The following is a 24,784-nucleotide window of genomic DNA, read 5'->3' as shown; positions in this document are numbered from 1 at the left end:
TTTATCCTAGCGCCGGGCCCGGCACGCGCGGGTCCCGGTTTTCCTCCGGGCACGACTTGGCAACCGCGAGCATGTGCTCGATGAAGACCTGTGTCTTGCGCGGGAGGAAGCGTCGCGACGGCGTGACCAGATGCACCGGACTGGACGGTAACGACCACTCGGGCAGCACCTTGATGAGACGGCCGGTGCGCAACGCATCCTCGGCCAGGATATCCGTCAGGGCGGCGATGCCGCTGCCCGCCACCGTCATTTCCTTGACCATCCCCATGCTGTTGACCTGAATCGCCCCGTGCATGGTGATGTCGGCGCGCTGACGTCCCTTGTGCAGCGTGTCCGAGTTGAACAGACGCCGCGCGCCTTGCAGGATCACGAAGCGATGGCCCGCCAGCTCGTCGGGCGTGGCGGGCAACCCCGTCGCACTCAGATACAGCGGGCTGGCATACAGACTGCGTGTGAGCGCGAGGAGGGGGCGCGCCACCAGGGTGGAGTCGGAGAGTTGTCCGGCGCGGATGGCGACGTCGATGCGCTCGGCGATCAGATCGACCTGTCGCGAACTCAGATCCACATCGACCGTAATCTCGGGATAGGCCGCGCAGAACGTGGCAAGCGGGACCGCCAGCCACTGCGCCGCAAAGTCGCCGGGCGCCGTGATGCGAAGCCGTCCGCGCGGCTTGCTCGAGAGCTGCGAGGCGAAATCTCGCGTCTCTTCCACTTCCTCGAGAATCGGCAGGCAACGCTCGTAATAGGCCTCGCCGACTTCGGTCAGCTCCAGCCGCCGTGTGGTCTTGTGCAGCAACTTCGTGCCAAGGCGCATCTCCAGTCGCGACAGACGCCGACTCACCGTTGCCTTGGGCAGATCGAGCCGCTCGCCGGCCCGGGTGATGCTGCCCGAACGCACGACCTCGGCGAAGATCAGCATGTCATTCAGATCGTCAATCATCGCGCGCTCCTCGGTGATGCGGCCATCCAGCAAGGGGAAAGGGATGGCGCGCATTGTTCCAAAATAGGAACAAACAATTCGATTTTACCGGCTTGTTTCATTTTTGTGGGTAACTAGAATTCATACCAAGCCGACGCGCCATTCACGGCCATCCCGAGACGGGGCCCAGCGCGAACGGATTTTCGAACCCCCAGGCTCAGGAGCCAGAGACATGACCACGATTCTCCAAATCAATTCCGCCGCCCGCTCGCAAGGTGCCAACTCGACCACGCTCGCCAACGAATCCGTGGCGCAACTGGTTGCGAAGCACGCGGGTGCCAAGGTTGTCGTGCGCGACCTGCTGGCCGATGGCGTACCGCATCTGGACGAAGCCGTCATCGGCGCGTTTTTCACGCCGGAAGACCAACGCTCGGCCGAACAAAACGCCATCATCGCCCGCAGCGACGAACTGATTGCCGAGATTCAGGCGGCCGACTACGTGGTGTTCGGCGTGCCGCTGTACAACTTCCAAGTGCCGTCGCAACTGAAGGCGTACTTCGACTGGATCGCCCGTGCCCGCGTGACTTTCCGCTATCGTGAAGACGGCACCGTGGAAGGGCTCATCCAGGGCAAGAAGGTGATCGTGGCATTCGCCCGCGGCGGCAACTACAAGGACACGCCGGCCGACAGCCAGACGCCGTACCTCAAGACGATTCTCGGCTTCCTCGGCATGACGGACGTGACGTTCATCTTCGCGGAAGGTCTGGCTCGCGGTCCGGAATCGGCCGCTGCCGGGTTCGCGAATGCTCGCGAAGCCATCGCCGCGCTCTAAGCCCCCGGGGCGACGCTGCTGATTGCGTTGCCACGGCTGTTCTCCCGCACGCGCAGGTACCTCCATGACCCATCCGGCGCCTTTGCATCCGCGTCAGACGAAGCGACCGGCGGCTCATGCCGACGCGAGCGCCATCCCGCGCGTGCTTCCCGTCACCCGACCCGCCCGCTGTGCCGCGGCGGCGGGGGCGGGTGTTTTCGATCAGGTCGCCGAGACGGATCCGTTTTTGTCGATCGATCTCTTCACCCGTCATGGCGCGTGCATACCGCCACATCCGCATGCCGGATGCGCGGTGGCGACCTACCTGTTCCCCGAGTCGACGACATCGCTGCGCTGCCGCCACGCCCATCAGGGCGACGACAGGCTGCGTGCCGGCGACCTGCTATGGCTCGAAGCCAACTGCGGCACCGTGCATGAGGACGCTCCCGAGAACGCCCATGGCACGGCGCGCGGCCTGCGGATGATCGTGAGCCGAGCCGGCCGCCATGCGCACGGCGCACCCGTGCAGACCGTAGTCCGCGCCGATGCCATGTCGCATTGGCGTGAAGGCGCCGTCGATCTGAGTTTGATCTGCGGGCAGTGGGGCGAGCGTCATGTCGCCCATGCCGCCGGTATGGAAGGTGAGCGCACGACGCTGCTACAGCTCGACTGGCGCGAAGACGAATTGCGCACCTTGACGATCCCTTGCGACGGCCGTCGGTGGGTCGCCTTGATTGCACAGGGCGAGGTGGCGCTGGCCCATCACACGTTACGGACGGAAGGCGGCGGCGCGCAGGCGGTGTTGCTGCCACCCGGTGCGTGGCAACTGGCCGGGCGCACCGGGGCGCGGCTCATGCTCGCCGGTGGCGACCCGCTCGCTGAACCCGTCGTCTATCGCGGCAACTTCGCAGCGCGCGACGAGAGCGATCTCGTCGCGCTCACGCGCCGCTATCAACAAGGCGCGATGGGCACACTAACGCCCATCACCGAATCATCGCGCGACTGAGTCTCCCCGCATGGCCCTTACGCCGGCAGGCGCCAGTCGATGGGCGTTTTGCCGTGCTGTTCGAGGAAGGTATTGGCGGCGCTGAAGTGGCCGCAGCCCAGGAAGCCGCGATGCGCCGAGAGCGGCGAGGGGTGGGGGGCTTCAAGCAGTAGATGATCTTGGCCGGCAAGCAGCGGCGCCTTGGCCTGTGCATGGCTGCCCCACAGCAGGAACACCAGCGGCCCTTGCCTGGCGGCCAGCCCCTTGAGCAACGTGTCGGTGCAGGCTTGCCATCCCCCCTTCTTGAACGGCTTCGCGTGACTCGCCGCGTTGCCCGCTTCCACGGTCAGCGTCGTGTTGAGCAACAGCACACCCTGCTTCGCCCAGGCATCGAGATTGCCGTGCGGCGGCGCAACGATCCCCAGATCGCGCTCGATTTCCTTGTAGATGTTTCTCAGCGACGGCGGCACGCGCACACCACGCTGCACGGAAAACGCCAGACCGTGCGCCTGCGCGATGCCTTGATCGTCACCGTGATAGGGGTCCTGCCCGAGGATCACGACCTTCACGTCCGAGGGCGAGGTCATGCGCAGCGCGTGAAAGATGTCCGCTGGGTAGACCGTCTTGCCGGCGGCGACTTCGGCGTCGACGTAACGGCACAGTGGCGCGTACGCCTCGCTTTCGACGAACGGCGCGACCAGTGTCTGCCAGTCGTGGGGCAACGCGGCGAACTGATCCTCGATGCGCCCCTTGAGCGGGCCGGCGGCGTCAGCGCTCGCGGCAACCGACTGGGCGATTGCTGTGACCGGCGTCGATGCAGACCTCACCGGCGCGCCCGCTTTCGGCGGACGACCGCGTCGACGCGGTGACGGCGCGGCGGAAACGGTGGGAGCAGCGACACCAGCGACATCGGCGGGTGGCTGCGGCGAAGCCGCCGTGTCGTTCGTTCCTGCCACTGGCGCCGGGTCGTCGAACAGCGAGCGTTGCCGTTCATCGGCAGGCGATGGGGATGCCGCGCGTGAGCGTGAGGTCATGCGATGAGTCGGTTGAGTGGACTTGGGAGAGTGACGCGTGCATCGTGCGCGTGTCCGCGCGCGACGCTCAGCGACTGAGCACCTTTTGCCGCAGACGATACCCGCGCTGCGCCTTGCTCACATTGTCGCTCTGCAATTCGGGCAGTACGTCGCGCAATTCCTGCGCGAGCGCGTGCAGAATGCGTTCGCCTTGACCCTCGCGGTCGTCTTCCGGAGCGTCGAGCAATTCCAGTTCGACTTCCACGAGCGGCTCAGTGTGGCGTTTGCCGCCGGCCTCAACCGCGACTTCGCCCCGGTCAAAGGCGATCTCGACCGCCGTGCCGTCCCCTGCGATATAGCGCCACAGGCGTCGCACGAAATTCGTTTCGAACTGGGCGACGACATTCGCCCCCTCGGCGCGCAGCAAATCCGCCGTGCCGGGCACGTCGCAAGCGGCGATCAGCGGCGCGAGTTCGAGCGCTTCGCCCCGCACCGCCTGCTCCCACTCGTGACGCACATGCAGTCCATCGCGGGCCTCACCCACCGACTTGAGCGTTTGCAGCCATTGTCCGGGGTGGCCGTCGCGCGCTACGAAACGCAACCGCAGCGCGGCCTTCGCTTGCGCGAGCGCCAGCGCGGGCGTATCGAAATAGCGATTGACGAGATGCCGCTCCCCGCGGGCTTCTGCCCCGGGCAAACGGTCGAGATGGGAAATCAGCGCGTCGGCGCGCTCGGCTGACAGGTCGCCCGGGAGGGCCAGTTTGAGTTCGCGTTCGATGGCCATCGGGGCCGCTCCTGTGAGGGGGGGGGGACGCCGCGCCACCGATCGCTCGCGTGGCGCGTGGCAGGGGATCAGCGGGGCATGTCGAACAGCGTGGCGAGGGCTTCACCCGGGTCGGGCGCGCGCATGAAGGCTTCGCCGACGAGGAAGGCATTGACGCCCGCTGCACGCATGCGCGTCACGTCGTCGCGCGAGAGGATACCCGACTCCGTTACGACCACGCGATCGTCCGGAATGTGTTTCAACAGTCCGAGCGTGGTATCGAGCGACACTTCGAAGGTGTGGAGGTTGCGATTGTTGATGCCCAGCAACGGCGTGCTCAGTTCGAGCCCGGCGTCCAGTTCATGGCCGTTGTGCACTTCGACGAGCACCGCCATGCCCAGCGCGTGGGCTTGCGCTTCCAGATCGCGCATATGGGCGAGCTCCAGCGCCGCGGCGATGAGCAGAATGCAGTCGGCGCCCATCTCGCGCGCTTCATACACCTGGTAGGCGTCGATCATGAAGTCCTTGCGCAGCACCGGCAGATCGCACGCGGCGCGCGCGGCCTTCAGATACTCGGCAGAGCCCTGGAAGAACTGCACATCGGTGAGCACCGACAGGCAGGCCGCACCGCCTTTCTGATACGACTCGGCAATCTCCGGCGGGACGAAATGCTCGCGAATCACGCCCTTCGACGGGCTGGCTTTCTTGATCTCGGCGATTACGCCGGGCAGTCCGCCGTCGAGCTTGGTGCGCACCGCCCCCACGAAATCGCGCGTGCGCAGCGCGCTGTCGGCGACGGTGGCTTCGGCGTCGCGGCGCAGGCTCGCGAGGTCACGCACGCGCTTCGCAGCGGCGACTTCTTCAGCCTTGACGGCCAGGATCTTGTCGAGAACGGTAGACATATCGATGGATGACTCGGGGGCTACTGAATGTGACGGGCGTCATCGAAAAAGATGCCCGTCGTAATCGAAATCGGGAGGGGCCGACGCGGTACCGTTGGCGGTACCGGCGTCACGCCTTATCCCTTGAATCGCTGCGTGAAGGCGACGAACTCGTCGAGCTTCGCACGCGCCGCGCCGCTGGCGATGGATTCGCGCGCCAGTTGGATACCTTCGCCAATCGACGCCGCGCGGTTGGCGGCATACAGCGCGGTACCGGCATTGAGCGCGACAATTTCGCGCGCGGTGCCCGGCTTGTTGTCGAGTGCTTCGATCAACATCGTCTTCGATTCGTCGGCGCTGCCGACCTTCAGGCCGCGATTGCTCACCATTTGCAGGCCGAAGTCCTCGGGATGAATCTCGTACTCGGTGACCTTGCCGTCCTTCAACTCGCCCACCAGCGTGGCGGCGCCGAGCGACACTTCGTCCATGCCGTCCTTGCCGTAGACCACGAGCACGTGTTCGGCGCCCAGACGCTGCATCACGCGCACCTGGATACCGACCAGATCGGGGTGGAATACGCCCATCAACTGATTCGGCGCACCGGCCGGATTGGTGAGCGGCCCGAGAATATTGAAGATCGTGCGTACGCCCATTTCCTTGCGCACGGCCGCCACGTTCTTCATCGCCGGATGATGGTTCGGCGCGAACATGAAGCCGATGCCGACTTCGCGCAGACACTCGGCGACCTGCTCGGGCGAGAGCATGATGTTCACGCCCAGGGCCTCGAGCACGTCGGCGCTGCCCGACTTGGAACTCACACCGCGGTTGCCGTGCTTGGCGACCTTGGCGCCCGCGCCTGCTGCCACGAACATCGACGCGGTGGAGATATTGAACGTATGCGACACATCGCCGCCGGTGCCCACGATATCGACGAAATGCTCGCCGGGGGGGGCGTCGACATGGTTGGCGAACTCGCGCATCACTTGCGCGGCTGCGGCGATCTCACCGATGGTTTCCTTCTTCACGCGCAGGCCGGTGATGATGGCCGCGCACATGACCGGGGAAATCTCGCCCTTCATGATGAGACGCATCAGGTGCAGCATCTCGTCGTGGAAAATTTCACGGTGCTCGATGGTGCGCTGCAGGGCTTCTTGCGGGGTAATCATGGCTTGCTCTCTCGTCAGTCGGATCGGCTCGGGTGGCTCGGGTGGCTCGCTCGGGGCGGCGCTCATGCAGCCTGCGCCGCGCGCGGTGCGGCTTGCAGGAAATTGCGCAGCACGTCGTGGCCGTGCTCCGACAGAATCGATTCGGGGTGGAACTGCACGCCTTCGACATCGAGCGTCTTGTGACGCACGCCCATGATCTCGCCGTCGTCCGTCCAGGCGGTGACTTCGAGGCAGTCGGGCAGCGATGCGCGCTCGATGGCCAGCGAGTGATAACGCGTGACGGTAAAGCGCTTGGGCAAATTCGCGAACACGCCTTGTTGCGTGGTCTCGATCTCGCTCACCTTGCCGTGCATGATCTGCTGGGCGCGTACGACCTTGCCGCCGAACGCTTCGCCGATCGCCTGATGACCGAGGCAGACGCCGAGAATCGGAATCTCGCCGGAGAAGCGCTTGAGCACGTCGAGCGTGATGCCCGCGTTGGCCGGGCAGCTCGGACCCGGCGAGAGGCAGATGCGCTCGGGGGCGAGTTCGGCGATGGCGTCGAGCGTGATTTCGTCGTTGCGAAAGACCCGCACGTCTTCGCCCAATTCACCGAAGTATTGGACGATGTTGTAGGTAAACGAGTCGTAGTTGTCGATCATCAGCAGCATGATGGTCCCTGTTCGTCGGGTGACAAAGGATTGTCGAACGCATGAGATTAGCGAATTCCCCCTGAGCGTGCCCCCACATTGAGTTCGCGATCCGCGGGGGAGGGCGCTATGGGGATGAGATAGACGTGGCGGGTTACCGCCACCAGCGCAGGGCGGCGGTCAGAGGCGACCAGAGGAGGGGAGAAGACTGATACGACATCATAGTGACGAGGATTGTAGCAGTATCTGCGGGGTGTCGTGGGCGGGGCGTCACAAAAAGCAGCCGATCGACGGGTTTCTCGCGAGATCGAGCCATTTTTCGCAAGAATGTACGTGCCGCAGTGGCGGTCGTTCGACGATTCTGCGACACCCGGGCCGGGGGTGTTCGCCTAGGAGGGCGGCGACACCGGAGTTCGATGAAGGCGGCGTTGCAGCGTGTCGCGCAGACGCGCCGCCGTCAGTTCGCCCAAATGCGCTTCGACCAGACGGCCCTGCGTATCGTAGAACAGCGTGGTGGGCAGTGCGCGCGCGCTCGCTGCCTGCATGGCTTTCGATGCGGGATCAAGCAGCAGATGGTTGAATTCCAGCCCTTGCGATTGCACGAATGCTTCGACCGTATGCGCGGCTTCGCCCTGATTGATCATCAGGAACGTCACGTCGGGATGGTCCGCTTGGGCCTTTTCCAGTATGGGCATTTCGCGACGGCATGGTGGGCACCAACTTGCCCACAGATTGATCACGACGGGGCGGCCACGATAGGCGTCGAGCGCCACGGGCCGGCCGTCGATTGTCGCGAGCGTCAGCGGCGGCAGCGGCGGTGCGGTGCGCTGCAGGGCGCCCAGCCCAACCTGTGCGGCGCCCCAGAGTGCCACGCCCGCGACGAAGCCGCATAGCATCGGGCGACGCGCTGACGCATCACGGCGCACACGCCACAGCGCCCAGCCCAGTGCGACGGGCAGCCCGACCCAAACCGTGAAGCCGCCGTCGCCAATTGCAACAATGGACAGCGGGGCGGCGGCGTAATCTGGCCACCAGCGCAGCACATAGGTGGCGCGCGCGGCGAGCAGGCCGATGAAGAGCGCGTCGAGCAGCAGGCTCGCCGCCGTGCGGCGTGCCGTGGCATCTGTGCCGCGCAGGAGGTAGCGCGCGACGAGCCAGGCCAGCAACGCCGCTGCGGCCACGGCGACCGTCGGTATGGAGAATGGGCCAAGGCTGCTGGTCATGCGTTCCCCGCTGCGTCGAGATGGCGCAGGAAGCTGCGCGCATCCAGCTCGCCGACCATGCGTTGCGCGCGCACCTCCTGACCGTTCGCATCGATGAGAATGAGCGTGGGCGGACCGAGCACCCCCCACCGCTTCATCAGAGCCTGATCGATCGCGTCGTTCTTCGTCACGTCCGGGCGTAGCACTTGCATCGTCGCCAGGCGAGTCGCGGCCTCCGGATTGCCGAACACATTGCGCTCGATGACATGGCAGCTCACGCACCAGTCGGCGTAGAAGTCGATCAACGTCCATTGCCCCTTCGCGACCGCCTGAGCAATGCGCGCATCGACATCCTCCGCAGACTTGACGCCGATGTAGTTCAATCGCTTGTCACTCTGCCCGGCCGCGCCATGCGTGACTGCCGCGTTCGCCCTTGCGAGAGGACTGAGTACCGCGTCGCTGCCAGACGCGGCGCCCACGAGCATGAGTACGGACCAGATGCCGGCCAACGACGACGCGAACAACAGCGTCCATCCTGAGGACTGGCCGCGCATCGACCATGCCCACGCGCCGAGCCCGACGGCGAGACCGAGGCCGAGCGCGCCCCACAGCATCAGGCTGACGCTGCCGGGCAGGAAGCGGCTCAACATCAGAATGGCCATGCCCGTCATGACATAGGCGAACGCGATTCGCACGCGGACCATCCACGCTCCCGGACGCGGCAGAATCCGCGAGCCGAACAGCGCGATGGCCAGCAACGGCAGTCCCATGCCGACACCCAGTGCAAACAGCGCGAAGCCGCCCATCCACGCGTTGCCCGTCTGACCGATATAGAGCAAGGCGCCGGCCAGCGGGGCCGTCATGCAGGGGCCGACGAGCAGCGCCGAGAGCAGGCCGAGTGCGGCCGCACCGACGAGGCTGCCGCCGGGGCGCGGCTGCCCGGTGGCGTTGAGTCGATTCGTCACGAACGCCGGCAGACGCAGCTCGAACAGACCGAACAACGACGCAGCCAGTACCAGGAAGAGCCCCGCGAAGGCGCCGAGCAGCCAGGGTGATTGCAACGTCGCCTGCAAGTTCGCGCCGGCCAAGCCCGCCGCGACGCCCACCGACGCATACGTCAGCGCCATCGCCAACACGTACGACAGCGAGAGTGCGAGCGCGCGCAGCGGCGCGGGACGATGGCCCACGATCATCGTCGAGACGATGGGGATCATCGGCAGCGTGCACGGCGTGAAGGCCAGCAGCAAGCCGAAGCCGAAGAACAGCAGCGTGCCGGTGATGGGGCCCAGCGAGGCGAGTCGTTGCGCTGCCGCCTGGTCCTGTGCGAGAGGCGCAGCGTTATCGGCGGCGGGCGTCGCTGGAATATCAGGGGGAGTCGGCATCCGGAAGGTGCCGAAGGCAACCGGACTGGTCGAGGTGGGCGGGTTCGCCGGGATGGCTGCGCCTGAGGCCATCCCGGCGGGCAAGGCGATCGTCATCGTTTGCGGGGGATAGCAGATGCCGGCGTCGGCGCAGCCCTGCCAGTGCAGCGTTACCGGACCGGGTGTCGTTGCGGGCAGATGCATGCGCAACGCATCGCCGGTATAGATCTCCGTCTCGCCGAAGAACTCATCGGTGTGTGTCGACCCTGCCGAGAGCGTCAGCGCCACGGGGCTGCCCGACGCATCCTCGGCACGCAGCGAATGACGGTAAACGTAGTAATCCTTGGCAATATGGCCGACGACTTCGAACCGGCCGTCAACGTGGCTGACCGGGGCAAGCGTGAGCACCTGAGACGCCTCCAGGAATTTCGGCGTGATCTGCCAGGGCAAGGCATCGGCGGTGCGCGTCCAGCCGATCGCACCGAGAAAAATCACAAACACGAAAAATGCGCGACGTAGCAAATCTGTTCTCCCGCGGAAATCCTGAAGCAGGCAAGAGTGTGGCCTACGCCGATTAACCGAGAGTTAACGCGCGCTAACGCTTGGGCCGGGTGTGGGGGATAAGCCGACACCCGCGGGATCGCCGTCCAATTCATTACGCAAAGTACGTAACATGGCGCGATATTCACAAGAGGTGCGGAATCGTGCGAGTGCTGTTGGTGGAAGACGACGACTTGATTGCGAGCGGCATTGTCGCGGGGCTGAACGCGCTGGGAATCGCGGTCGAGCATGCGGCGTGTGGTGCGGCGGCGGTGGCGGCACATGCGGAGAACACGTTCGATGCGCTGGTGCTCGATCTGGGATTGCCCGATGGCGATGGCCTCGGCGTTCTGTCGGAGATTCGCGCGATGGAGCGCGACGTGCCCGTCCTGATCCTGACGGCGCGCGACGGCATCGAGCACCGCATTGCCGGCTTGAATGGCGGGGGTGACGACTACATGGTCAAGCCGTTCGACCTGCGTGAGTTGGCGGCGCGACTGCATGCGTTGATTCGCCGGGTGCAGGGGCGTGCGGCCCCGATCATCGAGGCCGGGCCGCTGCGGCTGGAGCCGGCGAGCGGACTGGCGTGGCTTGATGGCGAGCCGGTCGAACTCTCGCGCAAGGAAGTCGACTTGCTGGCGCATCTGGCGAGCTGTCGAGGCCGGTGGCTCACGCCCGACATGTTGAACGAGCGGCTGTATGGGTTGACCGACCGACTGGGCAGCAATGCGTTGAACGTACACATTCACAACGTGCGTCGAAAATTGGGGGGCGGGGTCATTCAGACGGCGCGGGGCCTGGGCTACCGATTGGGATGGGCGTTGTCATGAGTCTTCGTTTGCGTGCGGTGTTGATCGCCGGCGTGGCGCTTGTCGTGCTCTGGGCTGCGGTGGCGGGGTGGATGATGCGAGGGGTGCAAGCCAATCTTGACCGGACACTCGACGAGCGCCTTGCGATGTCGGCCCGGATGGTGTCGGGACTGTTGGCGCGGGCTGCGCTGTCGCCGCTTGCCCCGGGCGTTGGCAACGCCGACTGGGGCGACGTCATTCGTGTGGGCAGCGACGATGGGATTGCATGCGAGATCCGGTCGGTGCATGGTGCGGTGCTGGCGCGCACCGAGGGCGGGCCACAGTCGGCCGAGCGGTCATTGCCGCTGGGTTTGAGCACCATGGTGTTCGAAGGCAAGCGTTGGCGCATCTACGTGTTGCAGGACGAACGCGGGTATCAGGTGATGACGGCCGACGGGCTCGACAAGCGGGCCGCGCTCACGGGTGCGTTGCTGCGAGCCGTGGGAGTGCCGTTCATGATTGCGGTGGTGGGTGGTTTGATGGCGTTGTGGGTCGGCATTGGACGCGGGTTGTTGCCGTTGGATGCGTTGCGATTGGCGTTGCGTCGCAAGCACGTCGACGACACGGCGCCCATCGACCTGGGGCGTGCGCCGACCGAGCTGCGCCCGGTCGTCTCGGCACTTAACGGGTGGCTGGACCGGCTGACCCAGGCGATGGCGTATCAGCGGGCGTTCACCGATGCGGCGGCACACGAATTGCGCACGCCTTTGACGGCGGTGGACACGCACTTGCAGGTGGCGGAGCTCACGCAGGGCGAGCCGGCCAGGCGGGCGTTGCATCAGGCGGGGGTGGGCGTGCGTCGCTTGCGGCATACGCTGGATCAGATGATGACGCTTGCGCGTGCGGAGGCGCCTGAGCATTCGCCGCAGGCGTGCAAGTCGGTGCGCGAGGTTTTGGAGGGCGTTCTTGCCGCGGGGGAGGAGACGGATCGGGGCCCCGTTCCGCTGCGCGTTGGGTCACTGTCTGAGTGGCGGAATGGGGCCCCGGTCCGTCGTGACGTACCTCGGATCGCATTCAGCATGTCGTGCGAAGACGGGGGCACACCGATCCCTCGTTCGATGCTTGGCACGGCGGTGCGCAATCTCGTGGATAACGCGTTGCGGTATTCCCCGGCGGAGTGTCCGATCGAAGTGACGGTAGGGATGGACGACCATCGTCGGCAGTACTGCATCGTGGTAGGAGACCGGGGTCCGGGCCTGGCGCCGGAGCAGGCGATGCGATTGGGCCAGCGTTTCTGGCGCGGCGATCAGGGTCGGCAGCAGGGTGAGGGGTCGGGTTTGGGGATTTCCATCGTGCAGGCCATCGCCTCGCGCTTTGGCGCCACGCTCGAGTTTGCGTCGCGCGATGGCGGGGGGTTGCTGGCGCGGCTGTACGTGCCCGTTGGCTGATGAGCGACCCATCGCACCTATCCCACCCATCGTACGCGTTAAGCCATCGAACTGAGCGTGCGACGAAACCGTCGCAGTGAGACGGCGAAGAGCACGGCGCCGATGAGCGCGAGCGCCATGAACTGCACCCACACCACGCCGATCCCGGCCCCTCGGAACAGGATCGCCTGACTCAGCTCGACGAAATGCGTGGTGGGCGCGGCCAGCATGATGTCCTTCACCAGCGGCGGCATGCTCTCGCGCGGCGTGTTCGCGCCCGAGAGCATTTCCAGTGGCAGCAGCACCAGAATCAGCAGCATGCCGAACTGCGGCATCGACCGCGCGAGCGTCGCAAGAAAAATCCCCATCGACGTGGTGGCGAACAGGTGCAGCGTTGCTCCCAGCAGGAACAGCGCCACCGACCCGCCGATCGGCACATGCAGCGCACCGCTCACGATCAGCCAAAGCGACATCGCGGCGGCGATCAGCACCACCAATCCCATCGACCAGATCTTCGCCGCCATGATTTCGGTCGGTGTCACCGGCATGACGAGCAAATGCTCGATCGTGCCGTGCTCGCGCTCGCGAATGAGGGCGGCGCCCGTGAGGATGATCGAGAGCATCGTGATGTTGTTGACGATCTCCATGAGCGCGCCGAACCACGCGCGCTCCAGCGTCGGGTTGAAGCGCACGCGCAACGCCAGATCGATCGGCAATGCGAGGTTCGATCGGTATCGCTGGAGGAACTCGCGCACCTCTGCCGAAACGATCTGCTGCACATAGCCGCTGCCGGTGAACGCCTGACTCATGCGCGTGGCGTCGACATTGAGCTGGACTTCGGCCGCACGTCCCGCCAGCACGTCGCGCTGAAAATTCGGCGGAATGTTCAACGCGAACGTGAACGCGCCTTCGTCCATGCCGCGATCGACGGCGTCCGCCGTAATCATGCGCGGCGGGGTGAACTGCGGCGGATAGAACGCCGAGACGATGCGCTGCGAGAGCGGTGAAGCGTCTTCGTCCACAATCGCGATCGGCGCAAGATGCAATGTGTCGGGCAGTGCTGTCGCTGCGGAATAGACCGATGCCGTGAACGTATAGACGATGAGCACCAGCATCGTCACATCGCGCGCCAGACTCCATAGCTCCTTGATGCCGAGCCGATAGATGTTCGCCAGATGCCGCGGCCACGGATGCGGGTTCTGCGGCGGTGCCTCGCGACGCGAGGCCGGCGGGAGCGGCGGGCCTGCCATCACCTCTCCTGTTTGTTGAGCAGCAGGATCGTGGAGCCGAGTACCACGGGCACGGCGATCAATAACGGCCAGAACGCGTTGCCGAGGTCGGCAAATCCGAGCGCCTTGTTGAACACGCCGCGGCTGATGATCAGCATGTAGGTCGACGGATAGATCTCGCCGATGATCCGGCCCGAGCCCTCCATCGAGGGCACCGGCGTGAGCATCCCGGAAAACTGGATCGCCGGAATCATGGTGCCGATCATCGTGAAGAACAGCGCCGCGATCTGGCTGCGGGTGAAAGTGGATGTCAGCAGGCCAATGCCCGTGGCGACGACATTGAAAATGAAGACGGCGCTCACGAGCGTCAGAAAGCTTCCCTTGATCGGCACGCCGAACAGCGTCACGGCGATGAGCGCCATGAGCAGGAAGTTCAGCATGGCAAGCGCGACGTACGGAATCTGCTTGCCGATCAGGAATTCCGTGCGGGTGACCGGTGTCACGTACAGGTTCAGGATCGAGCCGAGCTCCTTCTCTCGCACCACGGACAGGGCGGTAAGCATGGCAGGCAGCATCAGCAAGAGCAGCGGAATCACCGCCGGTACCATCGCGGGAAGGCTCTTCACGTCGGGGTTGTAGCGATATCGGATCTCGATGTCGAGCGACGACGTCGGACGCGCGCCGAGGCGGTGCAATGACTGATCCGCCAGCCAGGTCTGGTGCATCCCCTGCACGTAGCCCTGCACCGTCTCGGCGCGCATCGGCATCGCCCCGTCTATCCATGCGCCGATCTCGACCGCCTTGCCGCGTAACACGTCGCGAGCGAAGCCCGGCGGAATCTCGATGGCCAGCGCCAGGTCGCCTTCGCGCAGTCGCCGGTCCATATCGGCGTCGTCCTTGATGGGCGGTTGTTCGATGAAGTAGCGCGACCCCGCGATGTTGAGCGCGTAGTTCTGGCTCAACGTGGTCTGGTCGCGGTCGAGCACGGCGTAGCGCAAATCTTCCACGTCCATGCTGATACCGTAGCCCATCACCAGCATCAACACGAGCGAGCCCACCAGCGCAAGCGTGGCGCGCACCGGGTCGCGCTGCAGCTCCAGCGTCTCGCGCCAGAGATAGCTGAGCAGGCGGCCGAGCGAGAATGCCTTGTGCCGAGGGGGCGCCGTTTCGACGATGACAGATGATTCAGGCGGGGTGGACGTGTCAGGCGACGCTGGCGCCAGCGATGCGCCGCCACCTGCTTCCACGAGATACTCGATGAAGGCCTGCTCGAGCGTGGCCGCGCCCTTGTCGTGCGTGATCTTCGCGGGCGGATCGGACACGAGCACCTTGCCCGCGTGCATCAACGAGATGCGGTCGCAGCGCTCCGCCTCGTTCATGAAGTGCGTGGAGATGAAGATCGTCACGCGATCCCGGCGCGACAGTGCCACCAGCAGACGCCAGAAGTTGTCGCGCGCGATGGGATCGACGCCCGACGTCGGCTCATCGAGAATCAACAGTTCGGGCTTGTGCACCATCGCCACGGCGAGCGACAGGCGCTGACGCATGCCGAGCGCAAGGGTGTCGGGCAGTGCGCCCAGCACGTCTGCCAGACCGAAGCGACGTGCCATCTCGGCCACGCGTGCGCCGACCTCGGCCTCGGGCACATGGAACAGCCTGGCGTGCAGCACGAGGTTCTGATGCACCGTCAGCTCGGTATAGAGCGAGAACGCCTGCGACATGTAGCCCACGCGGCGGCGTGTGCCGATGTCCTTCGGATCGACTTCGTGACCGAAGAGCCAGGCCCGGCCGTCGCTCGCTTGCAGCAGGCCGGTGAGCAACTTCATCGTGGTGGTCTTGCCGCAACCGTTCGAGCCGAGGAAGCCGAAGATCTCGCCGCGACGAATGCGGAAGTCCACGTGATCGACCGCAACGAAATCGCCGAAGCGCATCGTGAGATCCTTGGCTTCGATGGCGATCTCCGTGTGTTCGTCGATCGGCAGCGGCGGAATCGCGACGGGCTCGTAGCCGCGCGTTTTCTCCGCAGGCAGCAGGTCGATGAACGCCGCTTCCAGGGTGTCTCGCCGCGTGTGCGCAAGCAACTCGGCGGGCGTGCCGGTCGCGAGCACCCTGCCCGCGTCCATGGCGACGAGCCAGTCGAAGCGCTGTGCCTCATCCATATACGCGGTGGCGACGATCACGCTCATCGTCGGTCGCGCGCGACGAATGCGCGCGATCAATTCCCAGAACTGAGCGCGCGCGAGCGGATCCACGCCGGTCGTGGGCTCGTCGAGCACCAGCAGATCGGGATCGTGAATCAGCGCGCAACACAGCCCCAGCTTCTGCTTCATGCCCCCCGAGAGCTTGCCCGCCGGCCGGTCGAGAAACGCATGCAGGCCGGTGCTGTGCGTGAGGTCATCGATGCGGCGGCGCCGCTCCGGGGCATCGTGACCGAAGAGCCGCGCGAAGAATTGCAGGTTCTCCTCGACGGAGAGCGTCGGATAAAGATTCTTGCCGAGTCCCTGCGGCATATAGGCGATGCGCGGACACACGCGGTCGCGATGCGCCTTGCTCGCCATGTCGCCGCCGAGCGCTTCGACGGTGCCCGCTTGCACCACCCGCGCGCCCGCGATGAGCGACAGCAGGGTGGACTTGCCGACGCCGTCCGGACCGATCAGACCGACTATGCCATGGGCGGGGAGGTCCAGGCTGACGTTGTCCAACGCGACCGTCTTGCGGCCGTAACGCAGTGTCACGTCGGCGACGCGCACCACCGGCGGCAAGCGGCTGCCGGGCGGGGGCGATATCGAAGGCGAAGGTGGGGGCGGCACCGTCATGATGCGCGGCTCACTGCGGCAGCTTCGTTTGCAATTGGGGCGGCCACGGCACCTGACGGTCGGTCTTCACCCAAGCGACGCCGGGCAGGCCCGTCTTCACGAGCGTCAGATGCTGTTGCAGCAATTCGGGCGCAATCTGCGCGCGCACGCGGAACATCAGCTTCTGGCGCTCGCTCTCGGTCTCGACGGTCTTCGGCGTGAACTGCGCCGTGCTCGAGACGAAGGAGAGGGTCGCGGGAATGACGTACTGGGGCGCTGCGTCGAGCACGATGCGAACGTCGGCGCCCATGGCGAGACGGCCGGCCACCGTTTCCGGCAGGAAGAACGTCATGTATACATCCGACAGGTCGACGAGGTTGAGCACCTTGCCGCCCGCCGCCAGCACTTCGCCGGGTTGCGCTACGCGAAATTGCACGCGGCCGTCGCGCGGCGCCTTGAGTTCGCTGTCGGCAATGTCGGCTTCGATACGGTGGATGGTGGCCTGCGCGGCTTCGACTGTCGATCTCGCGCCAGTCACCTGGGCGTTGGCCGCCTCCACCGCCGATTGCGCGGCGGCGACCTGCGCGCGCGCCGCGGTGACGGCGGCGCGCGTGCTGCGAACGCGCGCACGATCGTCGTCCAACTCCTGCACCGACGACGCCCCTTCTTTCGACAGGGTCTCCGAGCGCGACAGACGCCGCGCGGCGGCGTCGAGTTCGGCCTCGCGTGCCGCCACGTTCGCCTCGGCCGTCGCCTTGTCCGACACGCGCGCGGCGGCCTGTGCCTGAATCGCCGCCACGTTGGTCACAGCCTGTCGATACTGGGCACTGGCCTCGTCGCGCTGCGCGTTGAGCGTGTCGATCTGCATCTTGGCAAGCACCTGACCCGCTTTCACGAAATCGCCTTCCCGAACGTAGATGGCTTCGACGCGCCCGCCGAGTTTGGTGGCGATGTCGACTTCGGTGGCTTCGATACGGCCGTTGCCGCTGGCAAACCCTTCTCCCGGCCCGGCATTTCGGAAGGTCGTCCATCCGTACCAACCCAGACCGATCATGGCGAGCACGATCAGGGCGGGAACCAGTGTCTTGGCGTTGGGGAGCGTCATTGGGGGCTGACCTCGGGCATTGAGTGAGCGGCCGGCGCGGTGTACGCCGGACTCGCTGGGCCGGCTGGGCCGGCAGGCGGCGGCACGGCGAGCCGCGGCGTGCGAGCGAACGGTCCGCCCGGCGCATCCGCAGCGGGCATGCGCCGGCTGCCGCCCCCGAGCGCCGTATAGAGCGACACCCGTGCGGAGAGCAGCGCGCGGCGTGTCTGCACGGTCTGTTGCTCGATGGCGAGGAGGTCGCGTTGGGCGTCGAGCACTTCGAGAAACGCGGCCGCACCGTGGTCGTAGCGCAGCTTGGCGAGCCGTGCGCGCTCGGCCTGGGCGTCCTGCGTGGCTTGCAGGATCGTGACCTGATCGGCCAACCAGCGGCGCGCACTCAGGGCGTCGGCGACATCGCGAAATGCGCCCTGGATCGTCTTCTCGTAATTCGCGACCGACTCCACGCGCCGCGCTTCGGCGAGATCGAGATTGTTGACGAGGCGTCCGCCCTGGAAGATCGGCAGACTGAGGCTGGGCGTGAACGTCCATGCGGCGCTGCCGGCCTTGAACAGGCCATCGAGCGCGCTGCTCGCCGTGCCCACCGAGCCGGTGAGCGTGATCTGCGGGAAGAAGGCCGCGCGCGCCGCGCCGATGTTGGCGTGTGCCGCGCGCAACTGATATTCGGCCGCGATGATGTCGGGCCGGTCCTCCAACAACGATGACGGCAGGCCGGGGTCGAGTTCGCGCATCAGACGGGCATCGTCGAGCGTGGTGTCGATGGCCGGCGCTGACGTGTCGATCGGCACGCCCACGAGCACCTGCAGCGCGTGCGCCTGTGCGGCCCGCTGCAGCTGAAGTTGGGCGACGAGCGCGCGGGCCTGCTGCCAGAGGGTCGTGACTTCGGTGAGATCGAGCTTCGAGGTCGCACCGACCTGTTCGCGGCGCGTGAAGATGCGCAGCGACTCGGCACGGCTGTCGACCGTCTGCTGCGCCAAGGCGATGCGCTCGTCGAATTCGCGCAGGCTCAGCCACGTTTGCGCGACCTGCGAGATCAGGCTGAGCGCCAGCGCGCGTCGAGCCGCGTCGGACGCCAGGTAGTCGTCGAGCGCGGCATCCTTCAGATTGCGGATCCGCCCCCAGAAGTCCAGCTCCCACGTCGACAGGCCGAGGCCGACCTGATATTGGCTGCTGATATAGGGGTTGCCGGTGAGACTGAGATCGCCGGGCAGACGTTGACGTGTCTGGTTGCCGCCCACGCCGAGCGACGGCAGTTGATCGGCGCGTTGAATCCCGTACACCGCTCGCGCTTGTTCGACCCGGGCGAGCGCGACGCGCAGATCGCGATTGTTGGCCAGGGCGGTTTCGATGAGCACGCGCAGCCGGGGATCGGCGAAATACTCGCGCCAGTCGAGCCCGGACGCCGGCCGCGCGGCCGCCGTGGCCGGCGACGTGGTGGCATCTTGGGGCCACACGTCGGCGACCGGCGGTGCCGGGCGTTCGTAGCGGGGCGCTAGCGAAAGACAGCCGCCAAGCAGGGTCGTGACGAGCGCGGCAATCACGGGCGTCGCGGCGGTGTTCGCGACGCCCGGACGCCTGGGTGAATTGCAGGGTTTCGCCATAGAAGTCCCAACCTCCCGACGGACACTCCACTATAGCGCGGCGACGCCGCAGGGCGTATGCGGGAGGGGGTGAAAATGGCGAACGCTTGTGCTAAATCAACAAGGGCTCCGAGTCGAGGTTCGATTCGGAGCCCTGCTTATTCCGCTATTGCACCCGGCCGATATTACCGAGGCCGCTGCGTCTCGAACGGGCACAGGCGTGACATCGGTGCGGCGGCGCGGCGCCTGGAAGGCTGCGCCGCACGGATCAGTATTCGGCGTCGAGGCCGTCCTGCACCTGCTCGGCCGCCCGCAGCACGGCGCGCGCCTTGTTTTCCGTCTCTTGCCATTCGGATTCGGGCACCGAATCGGCCACGATGCCGGCCGCGGCCTGCACATAGACATTGCCGTCCTTGACGACACCGGTGCGGATTGCGATGGCGACATCCATTTCGCCGCCGAACGAGAGGTATCCCACGGCGCCGCCGTAAAGGCCGCGCTTGACGGGCTCGAGTTCGTCGATCAGTTCCATCGCGCGAACCTTCGGCGCGCCGGTGAGCGTGCCGGCCGGGAACGTCGCGCGCAGTACGTCGATATTCGACAGCCCCGGTTGCAGCCGGCCTTCCACCGAACTCACGATGTGCTGCACGTGCGAGTATTTCTCGATCACCATCTTGTCGGTGACTTCGACGGTGCCGGTTTGGGCGATGCGGCCGACATCATTGCGCGCCAGATCGATGAGCATGACGTGCTCGGCGATTTCCTTCGGATCTCCAAGCAATTCGGTGGCCAGTTCGGCGTCGCGCTCGGGCGTGGCGCCGCGCGGACGCGTGCCGGCAAGCGGGCGAATCGTCACGATTTCCTGCTCGCCGTCGGGCGTTTGCCGACGCTCCTGTCGCACGAGGATCTCGGGCGATGCGCCGACCACCTGGAAGTCGCCGAAGTTATAGAAGTACATGTACGGCGACGGATTGAGCGAGCGCAGGGCACGGTAAAGCGAGAGCGGGGCATCGCGATACGGCTTGATGAGACGTTGGCCCACTTGCACCTGCATCAGCTCGCCGGCGGCGATGGCGTCCTTGGCCTTGGCCACGGCTGCGAGGTAGTCCGGCTTGGCGAATTCGCGGAAAGTTTCGGTGCGCACGCTGCCGGACGTGACCGGCGCGTCGACCGGCGCCTTCAAACGAGTGCGCAGCTCGCGCAGACGCAGGCGAGCCTTCGAAAACGCTTCGGGCTGGGTCGGGTCCGCATAGATGATGAGGTAGAGCTTGCCGGTCAGATTGTCGATCACGGCGAGTTCTTCGGTGAGCAACAACTGGATGTCGGGCAGGTTCAGGTCGTCGTGCGGGGTGGTGTGCGCCAGTTTCTTCTCGATGTAGCGCACGGCGTCGTAGCCGAAGTAGCCCGCGAGACCGCCGCAAAAGCGCGGCATGCCCGGGCGCAGGGCCACCTTGAAGCGTGCCTGGAACTCGGTGATGAACGCCAGCGGGTCGCCGTCGTGCGTCTCGACGACGACGCCGTCGCGCACGACTTCGGTCTTCGGGCCGAAGCTGCGCAGCAGCGTGTGGGCCGACAGGCCGATGAACGAGTAGCGGCCGAAGCGCTCGCCGCCGACCACCGATTCGAGCAGGAAGGTGTTCGCGCCGCGCCGGTCGCCCAGCGCGAGCTTCAAATACAGCGAGAGCGGCGTGTCGAGATCGGCCAGCGCCTCGGCGATCAGCGGAATGCGGTTAAAGCCTTGGTTGGCCAGCGATTTGAATTCGAGTTCGGTCATTTTGCACTCTGCCTGCAAGTTTGCCGGCGGGCGTTCCCGCAAATTCGGCGTGGATTGGCGTTGAGAATACCTGAGTCGTGTCGGGGTGGGGGTGCTGACCCACGTCGAGCTTCGTGAACGCGCGCGCACCGGCAATGCGATGGCGCTTGCCGCGGCTCGGCGAACCCGCGCACTGTGCGAGACAGCGCGCCGAGGTATGACGTCTTGGGAACAACAACGATGCAAGAAACGGGTTGCCGAAGACGAACTTCAGCGGTCCCGGCCACCCCTTGGAAGGGTTCAGCAGGACCAGCGTCGCCAGGGCCAGGCCCCCCGGTCGATCACGCTCAGACTCCGTTTCTTGTTCAGGAACATGCGCTTGAATGCAGTGTGGAAGATGGCGAACTCAGCTCGCCAGTGCGGGCGCAGCCTTGGGCAAAATCGCCCGGGCGGCGCCCAGAATGGAGCCGACTATACCATCCGTGTCGATCGTTTGTACAGATTCGCCATGGTTGTAGCCATATGGCACGGTCAACGACCGGCAGCCGGCCGCGCGGGCCGCCTGGGCGTCGTTGCCCGAGTCCCCGACCAGCACGGCTTGCGCCGGCGACACGCCGAAGACTTCGCACGCCTTGACGAGCGGCATCGGGTCCGGCTTGCGCCTGGGCCACGAGTCGCCGCCATACACCAGGTCGAACTGATCGGTCAGGTCGTAATGCGCGAGCAACGCGACCGCGAAGCGATGCTGCTTGTTGGTGATGCAGGCCACGGGCAGACCGGCGGCGCGCAAGGCGGCCAGTCCTTCGCGCACTTCGGGATAAAGCGTCGTGTGCGCGCCGTTGATCGACGTGTAGACGGCTTCGTACTTGTCCTGTGCCCGTTCGAACAGGCCGTCGATCTCCGCGTCGGCGAAACGCTCGGCGAGGGTCTTGCGGATGAGATTGGCGGTGCCCTTGCCGACAAACGTCATCAGGCGCTCGGTCGGCACCGGTGCTACGCCCAGATCGGCCAGCATGGCGTTCAGCGCCATGCCGAAGTCGCCCGCCGTGTCGACGAGCGTGCCGTCGAGGTCGATCAGCACCGCGCGAATGCCGTCCAGCTGGAGGTCTTGGGTATCGGTCATGCCACGCTCGCCAGTTGGGCGCGCATCTGGTCGATGACCGCCTTGTAGTCGGGTTTGCCGAAGATGGCGGAGCCGGCGACGAACGTGTCCGCCCCGGCGGCCGCGATCTCGGCGATGTTCTCGACCTTCACGCCGCCGTCGATTTCCAGACGAATCTCGTGACCGGTCTCGGCCGTGTAGGCGTCGATGCGGGCACGCACGGCGCGCAGTTTGTTGAGCGCTTCGGGAATGAACGATTGGCCGCCGAAGCCGGGGTTCACCGACATGATGAGCACCATATCGAGACGATCCATCACGTGGTCGAGGTAATGCAGCGGCGTACCCGGGTTGAATACGAGACCCGCTTTGCAACCGTGGTCGCGAATCAGGGAAAGCGTGCGGTCGACATGTTCCGACGCTTCCGGGTGGAACGTGATCAGGTTCGCGCCGGCCTTGGCGAAATCGGGCACGATGCGATCGACTGGGCGTACCATCAGATGCACGTCGATCGGCACGTCCACGTGCGGGCGGATCGCCTCGCAAACCATCGGGCCGATGGTCAGGTTGGGAACGTAATGGTTGTCCATCACGTCGAAGTGAATCCAGTCGGCGCCTGCCGCCACGACGTTGCGGACTTCTTCGCCCAGCCGGGCAAAGTCGGCGGACAGGATGCTGGGGGCGATACAGAATTGCGTCATGGCGGGCGGGGGAAGGGCGTCAAAAGCGACATTTTAAAGCTTTCGCATGATGCCTGCCGGCCGTGGGCCGAACCGGCGGGCGCCGATACCCTTCGAATCGGTCGCCGACTGGCGTGTTTGCCGGTTGCGACCCGCGACGACTTGCCGCAGAATGCGTTGCAAAACGCCACCAGAGAGCCCGCATGCGCTACAGGAACACCCGATGAGCCAGTATGAATTTACCGTCACAGTGCGCCCGCAATACCTCCCGGAGCAATCGGAACCGGATCGCCGGCAATTCGCCTTTGCCTACACGATCACGATTCGCAACAGTGGGGAAGTGCCGGCACAACTGATCTCGCGCCATTGGGTGATTACCGACGGCGATAACCATGTGCAGGAAGTCAACGGCCTGGGCGTGATCGGGCATCAACCGTTCCTGCAGCCCGGTGAGCAGTTCGAGTATACGAGCTGGGCGATGGTCGCCACGCCGATCGGCACCATGCGCGGCGAGTACTTTTGCGTGGCCGAGGATGGCACGCGTTTCGACGTTCCCATCGCCGAATTCGCGCTGACCATGCCGCGCACGTTGCACTGAGCCGGGCATGCGCGCATCGTTCGGACGTCAGCGGCGGTCGTCGGACCAGTCTTCGCGTTTGAGCGGATCGTCGGCCGCGCCGGCGGCCGCGTCCCGATCGCGCGAATCCACCGGGTCGACGGTATCGCTCGGCATCGGCCGGATCGCCCGCATCGGGCGAACCCTGCGTTGGGGCGACGGCTTGCGACGCATCACCACAATCGCGGCGACGATCGCGATCGCCAGCAACACCTCCGGCAAGACCAGCAAGGCCGGATATTCATCGAACAGATTACCCATGACGCTCTTCCTGACGAAGTTCGGGCGGTGGCGCGCCGGCCGGGGCCTGGCGTTCGCCGCGTTTGCCGCATTGCTCTACGGTTGTTCGAGTGTGCCTCCGACGAGCACGTCTCGTCCAGGTACGCCACCGTCGACCGTGGCCACGCCGCCCTCGGGCGCGGGCCGCATGCAGCCCGTGTCGTGGTCGCAGGTCGACGGGTGGCAGGACGACTCGCTCATCGGCGCGCGCCTCGCGCTCGCCCAGAGCTGCGTGAAGCTCGGCCGTCAAACCAACTGGCAACCTGCGTGCCGCGCGTCCGAGCGTATCGACGATCTGGATCCGGCTGCGGTTCGGCAGTTCTTCGAACAATACTTTACGCCGTTTCGCATCGCGAACGCCGACGGCACGCAGACGGGCCTGATCACGGGCTACTACGAGCCGTTGCTGCACGGCTCGCGCGTGCGTGGCGGCGTGTATCAGACACCGCTTTACAAATGGCCCACCGGGCGTCGCGCCGGATCGCTGCCCGCGCGCGCCGAACTCATGCGCAGCGGCATTCTGCGCGGCCACGAGCTGGTGTACGTTGACGATCCGGTCGAGGCCTTCTTCCTGCAGGTGCAGGGCTCGGGGCAGGTATTGCTCGACGATGGCACGATCATGCGCGTGGGCTACGCGGGCAACAACGACCAACCATACAAGTCGATCGGACGCTGGCTGATCGATCATGGCGAGATCACGCCCGCGCAGGCGACGATGCAGGGGATTCGCGCGTGGGCGCGTGCCAATCCGTCGCGCGTCGATGCCTTGCTCGATGTGAACCCGCGTTTCGTCTTTTTCCGCGAGATGCCGAATCACGGCGTGGGCGGTATCGAGGGGCCGGTGGGCGCCTTGGGCGTGCCGCTCACGGCGGAGCGATCGATCGCCGTGGATCCGGCCTCGATCCCACTTGGCAGCCCGGTGTTCCTCGCGACCACGCGCCCGCCGTTCGGTGCCCAGGCGAATACCCCGATCAACCGGTTGATGTTCGCGCAGGACACCGGCAGCGCCATCAAGGGCGGCGTGCGCGCCGATTTCTTCTGGGGGCTGGGCGACGACGCCGGCGATCTGGCCGGGCGGATGCGCCAGAGCGGCCGTATGTGGGTGTTCCTGCCCAATCAGTGAGCGTCGAGCGTCAACGAAAAAGCCCGCGAATCGATCACGGGCT

Annotated in this window: 22 protein-coding genes; 6 read left to right on the top strand and 16 right to left on the bottom strand. The window is 65.7% G+C overall.

Annotation, left to right across the window (positions count from 1 at the left end):
- Window position 1 precedes the first annotated feature (1 nt).
- A complete protein-coding gene (locus OYT13_RS22415; RefSeq protein ID WP_198288709.1) occupies window positions 2–940 on the bottom strand; it encodes a LysR family transcriptional regulator in 939 nt (312 codons plus the stop codon).
- A 211-nt stretch (window positions 941–1,151) separates the two neighbouring features.
- Between OYT13_RS22415 and OYT13_RS22410 the strand changes: the two genes are divergently transcribed.
- Window positions 1,152–1,751 carry an FMN-dependent NADH-azoreductase gene (locus tag OYT13_RS22410; RefSeq protein WP_017234667.1) on the top strand — a complete coding sequence of 200 codons (600 nt, stop codon included), beginning with the start codon at window positions 1,152–1,154 and terminating at the stop codon, window positions 1,749–1,751.
- Between the two features lie 64 nt (window positions 1,752–1,815).
- A complete protein-coding gene (locus OYT13_RS22405; protein WP_268566964.1) occupies window positions 1,816–2,736 on the top strand; it encodes a pirin-like C-terminal cupin domain-containing protein in 921 nt (306 codons plus the stop codon).
- A 17-nt stretch (window positions 2,737–2,753) separates the two neighbouring features.
- On the opposite strand, the gene OYT13_RS22400 is transcribed toward OYT13_RS22405, so the two are convergent.
- The 7 genes from OYT13_RS22400 to dsbD all read right to left on the bottom strand — a co-directional run bounded on the left by OYT13_RS22400 (window position 2,754) and on the right by dsbD (window position 10,231).
- Window positions 2,754–3,749, bottom strand: coding sequence for a uracil-DNA glycosylase (locus OYT13_RS22400; protein ID WP_268566963.1), 996 nt, complete (start codon window positions 3,747–3,749; stop codon window positions 2,754–2,756).
- Between the two features lie 67 nt (window positions 3,750–3,816).
- A complete protein-coding gene (locus tag OYT13_RS22395) occupies window positions 3,817–4,512 on the bottom strand; it encodes a CYTH domain-containing protein (protein WP_017234670.1) in 696 nt (231 codons plus the stop codon).
- 68 nt (window positions 4,513–4,580) lie between these two features.
- Window positions 4,581–5,393 carry an indole-3-glycerol phosphate synthase TrpC gene (trpC, locus tag OYT13_RS22390; protein ID WP_268566962.1) on the bottom strand — a complete coding sequence of 271 codons (813 nt, stop codon included), beginning with the start codon at window positions 5,391–5,393 and terminating at the stop codon, window positions 4,581–4,583.
- 116 nt (window positions 5,394–5,509) lie between these two features.
- Window positions 5,510–6,538: an anthranilate phosphoribosyltransferase gene (gene trpD / locus OYT13_RS22385; protein ID WP_017234672.1), complete on the bottom strand. Its 1,029-nt coding sequence runs from the start codon at window positions 6,536–6,538 to the stop codon at window positions 5,510–5,512.
- Window positions 6,539–6,600: 62 nt separating this feature from the next.
- Window positions 6,601–7,188: an anthranilate synthase component II gene (locus tag OYT13_RS22380; protein ID WP_268566961.1), complete on the bottom strand. Its 588-nt coding sequence runs from the start codon at window positions 7,186–7,188 to the stop codon at window positions 6,601–6,603.
- A 368-nt stretch (window positions 7,189–7,556) separates the two neighbouring features.
- Entirely contained in the window at window positions 7,557–8,390 is an 834-nt protein-coding gene (locus OYT13_RS22375) for a TlpA disulfide reductase family protein (RefSeq protein ID WP_268566960.1), read from the bottom strand.
- Entirely contained in the window at window positions 8,387–10,231 is a 1,845-nt protein-coding gene (gene dsbD / locus OYT13_RS22370) for a protein-disulfide reductase DsbD (RefSeq protein WP_268566959.1), read from the bottom strand. Before dsbD ends, OYT13_RS22375 begins: the two co-directional genes overlap by 4 nt.
- Before the next feature lie 203 nt (window positions 10,232–10,434).
- On the opposite strand from dsbD, the gene OYT13_RS22365 reads away from it, so the two are divergent.
- Together OYT13_RS22365 and OYT13_RS22360 are read left to right on the top strand one after the other, a co-directional pair.
- Window positions 10,435–11,100, top strand: a complete 666-nt coding sequence (locus OYT13_RS22365; protein ID WP_261939686.1) for a response regulator — start codon at window positions 10,435–10,437, stop codon at window positions 11,098–11,100.
- Window positions 11,097–12,506 (top strand): ATP-binding protein, encoded by a 1,410-nt coding sequence (locus OYT13_RS22360; protein WP_268566958.1) that lies wholly within the window; start codon window positions 11,097–11,099, stop codon window positions 12,504–12,506. Before OYT13_RS22365 ends, OYT13_RS22360 begins: the two co-directional genes overlap by 4 nt.
- A gap of 38 nt (window positions 12,507–12,544) precedes the next feature.
- On the opposite strand, the gene OYT13_RS22355 is transcribed toward OYT13_RS22360, so the two are convergent.
- The 7 genes from OYT13_RS22355 to rpe all read right to left on the bottom strand — a co-directional run bounded on the left by OYT13_RS22355 (window position 12,545) and on the right by rpe (window position 22,744).
- Window positions 12,545–13,735, bottom strand: a complete 1,191-nt coding sequence (locus OYT13_RS22355) for an ABC transporter permease (protein ID WP_261939688.1) — start codon at window positions 13,733–13,735, stop codon at window positions 12,545–12,547.
- The gene (gene rbbA, locus OYT13_RS22350; protein ID WP_268566957.1) at window positions 13,735–16,530 is read right to left on the bottom strand and encodes a ribosome-associated ATPase/putative transporter RbbA; all 2,796 of its coding nucleotides are present in this window, start codon (window positions 16,528–16,530) and stop codon (window positions 13,735–13,737) included. The genes OYT13_RS22355 and rbbA overlap by 1 nt, the downstream gene beginning before the upstream one ends.
- Before the next feature lie 10 nt (window positions 16,531–16,540).
- On the bottom strand, window positions 16,541–17,563 hold the full coding sequence (locus OYT13_RS22345) for an HlyD family secretion protein (RefSeq protein ID WP_261939830.1): 1,023 nt from the start codon (window positions 17,561–17,563) through the stop codon (window positions 16,541–16,543).
- 47 nt (window positions 17,564–17,610) lie between these two features.
- On the bottom strand, window positions 17,611–19,212 hold the full coding sequence (locus OYT13_RS22340) for an efflux transporter outer membrane subunit (RefSeq protein ID WP_268566956.1): 1,602 nt from the start codon (window positions 19,210–19,212) through the stop codon (window positions 17,611–17,613).
- Window positions 19,213–19,459: 247 nt separating this feature from the next.
- Window positions 19,460–20,965, bottom strand: a complete 1,506-nt coding sequence (gene trpE / locus OYT13_RS22335) for an anthranilate synthase component I (protein WP_268566955.1) — start codon at window positions 20,963–20,965, stop codon at window positions 19,460–19,462.
- A gap of 385 nt (window positions 20,966–21,350) precedes the next feature.
- Window positions 21,351–22,067 carry a phosphoglycolate phosphatase gene (locus tag OYT13_RS22330; RefSeq protein WP_150563384.1) on the bottom strand — a complete coding sequence of 239 codons (717 nt, stop codon included), beginning with the start codon at window positions 22,065–22,067 and terminating at the stop codon, window positions 21,351–21,353.
- Window positions 22,064–22,744: a ribulose-phosphate 3-epimerase gene (rpe, locus tag OYT13_RS22325; protein WP_017233185.1), complete on the bottom strand. Its 681-nt coding sequence runs from the start codon at window positions 22,742–22,744 to the stop codon at window positions 22,064–22,066. Before rpe ends, OYT13_RS22330 begins: the two co-directional genes overlap by 4 nt.
- Window positions 22,745–22,946: 202 nt before the next feature.
- On the opposite strand from rpe, the gene apaG reads away from it, so the two are divergent.
- On the top strand, window positions 22,947–23,321 hold the full coding sequence (apaG, locus tag OYT13_RS22320; protein WP_017233186.1) for a Co2+/Mg2+ efflux protein ApaG: 375 nt from the start codon (window positions 22,947–22,949) through the stop codon (window positions 23,319–23,321).
- Window positions 23,322–23,348: 27 nt separating this feature from the next.
- On the opposite strand, the gene OYT13_RS22315 is transcribed toward apaG, so the two are convergent.
- On the bottom strand, window positions 23,349–23,600 hold the full coding sequence (locus OYT13_RS22315; protein WP_017233187.1) for a hypothetical protein: 252 nt from the start codon (window positions 23,598–23,600) through the stop codon (window positions 23,349–23,351).
- Between OYT13_RS22315 and mltA the strand changes: the two genes are divergently transcribed.
- On the top strand, window positions 23,599–24,741 hold the full coding sequence (gene mltA / locus OYT13_RS22310; protein WP_017233188.1) for a murein transglycosylase A: 1,143 nt from the start codon (window positions 23,599–23,601) through the stop codon (window positions 24,739–24,741). The two genes, OYT13_RS22315 and mltA, sit on opposite strands and share 2 nt — an antisense overlap.
- Window positions 24,742–24,784 lie beyond the last annotated feature (43 nt).

The sequence above is a fragment of the Pandoraea sp. XJJ-1 genome (assembly GCF_026802345.1).
In the GTDB taxonomy this organism is placed as follows: domain Bacteria; phylum Pseudomonadota; class Gammaproteobacteria; order Burkholderiales; family Burkholderiaceae; genus Pandoraea; species Pandoraea cepalis.
This window is presented reverse-complemented; position numbering and strand designations above follow the sequence as displayed.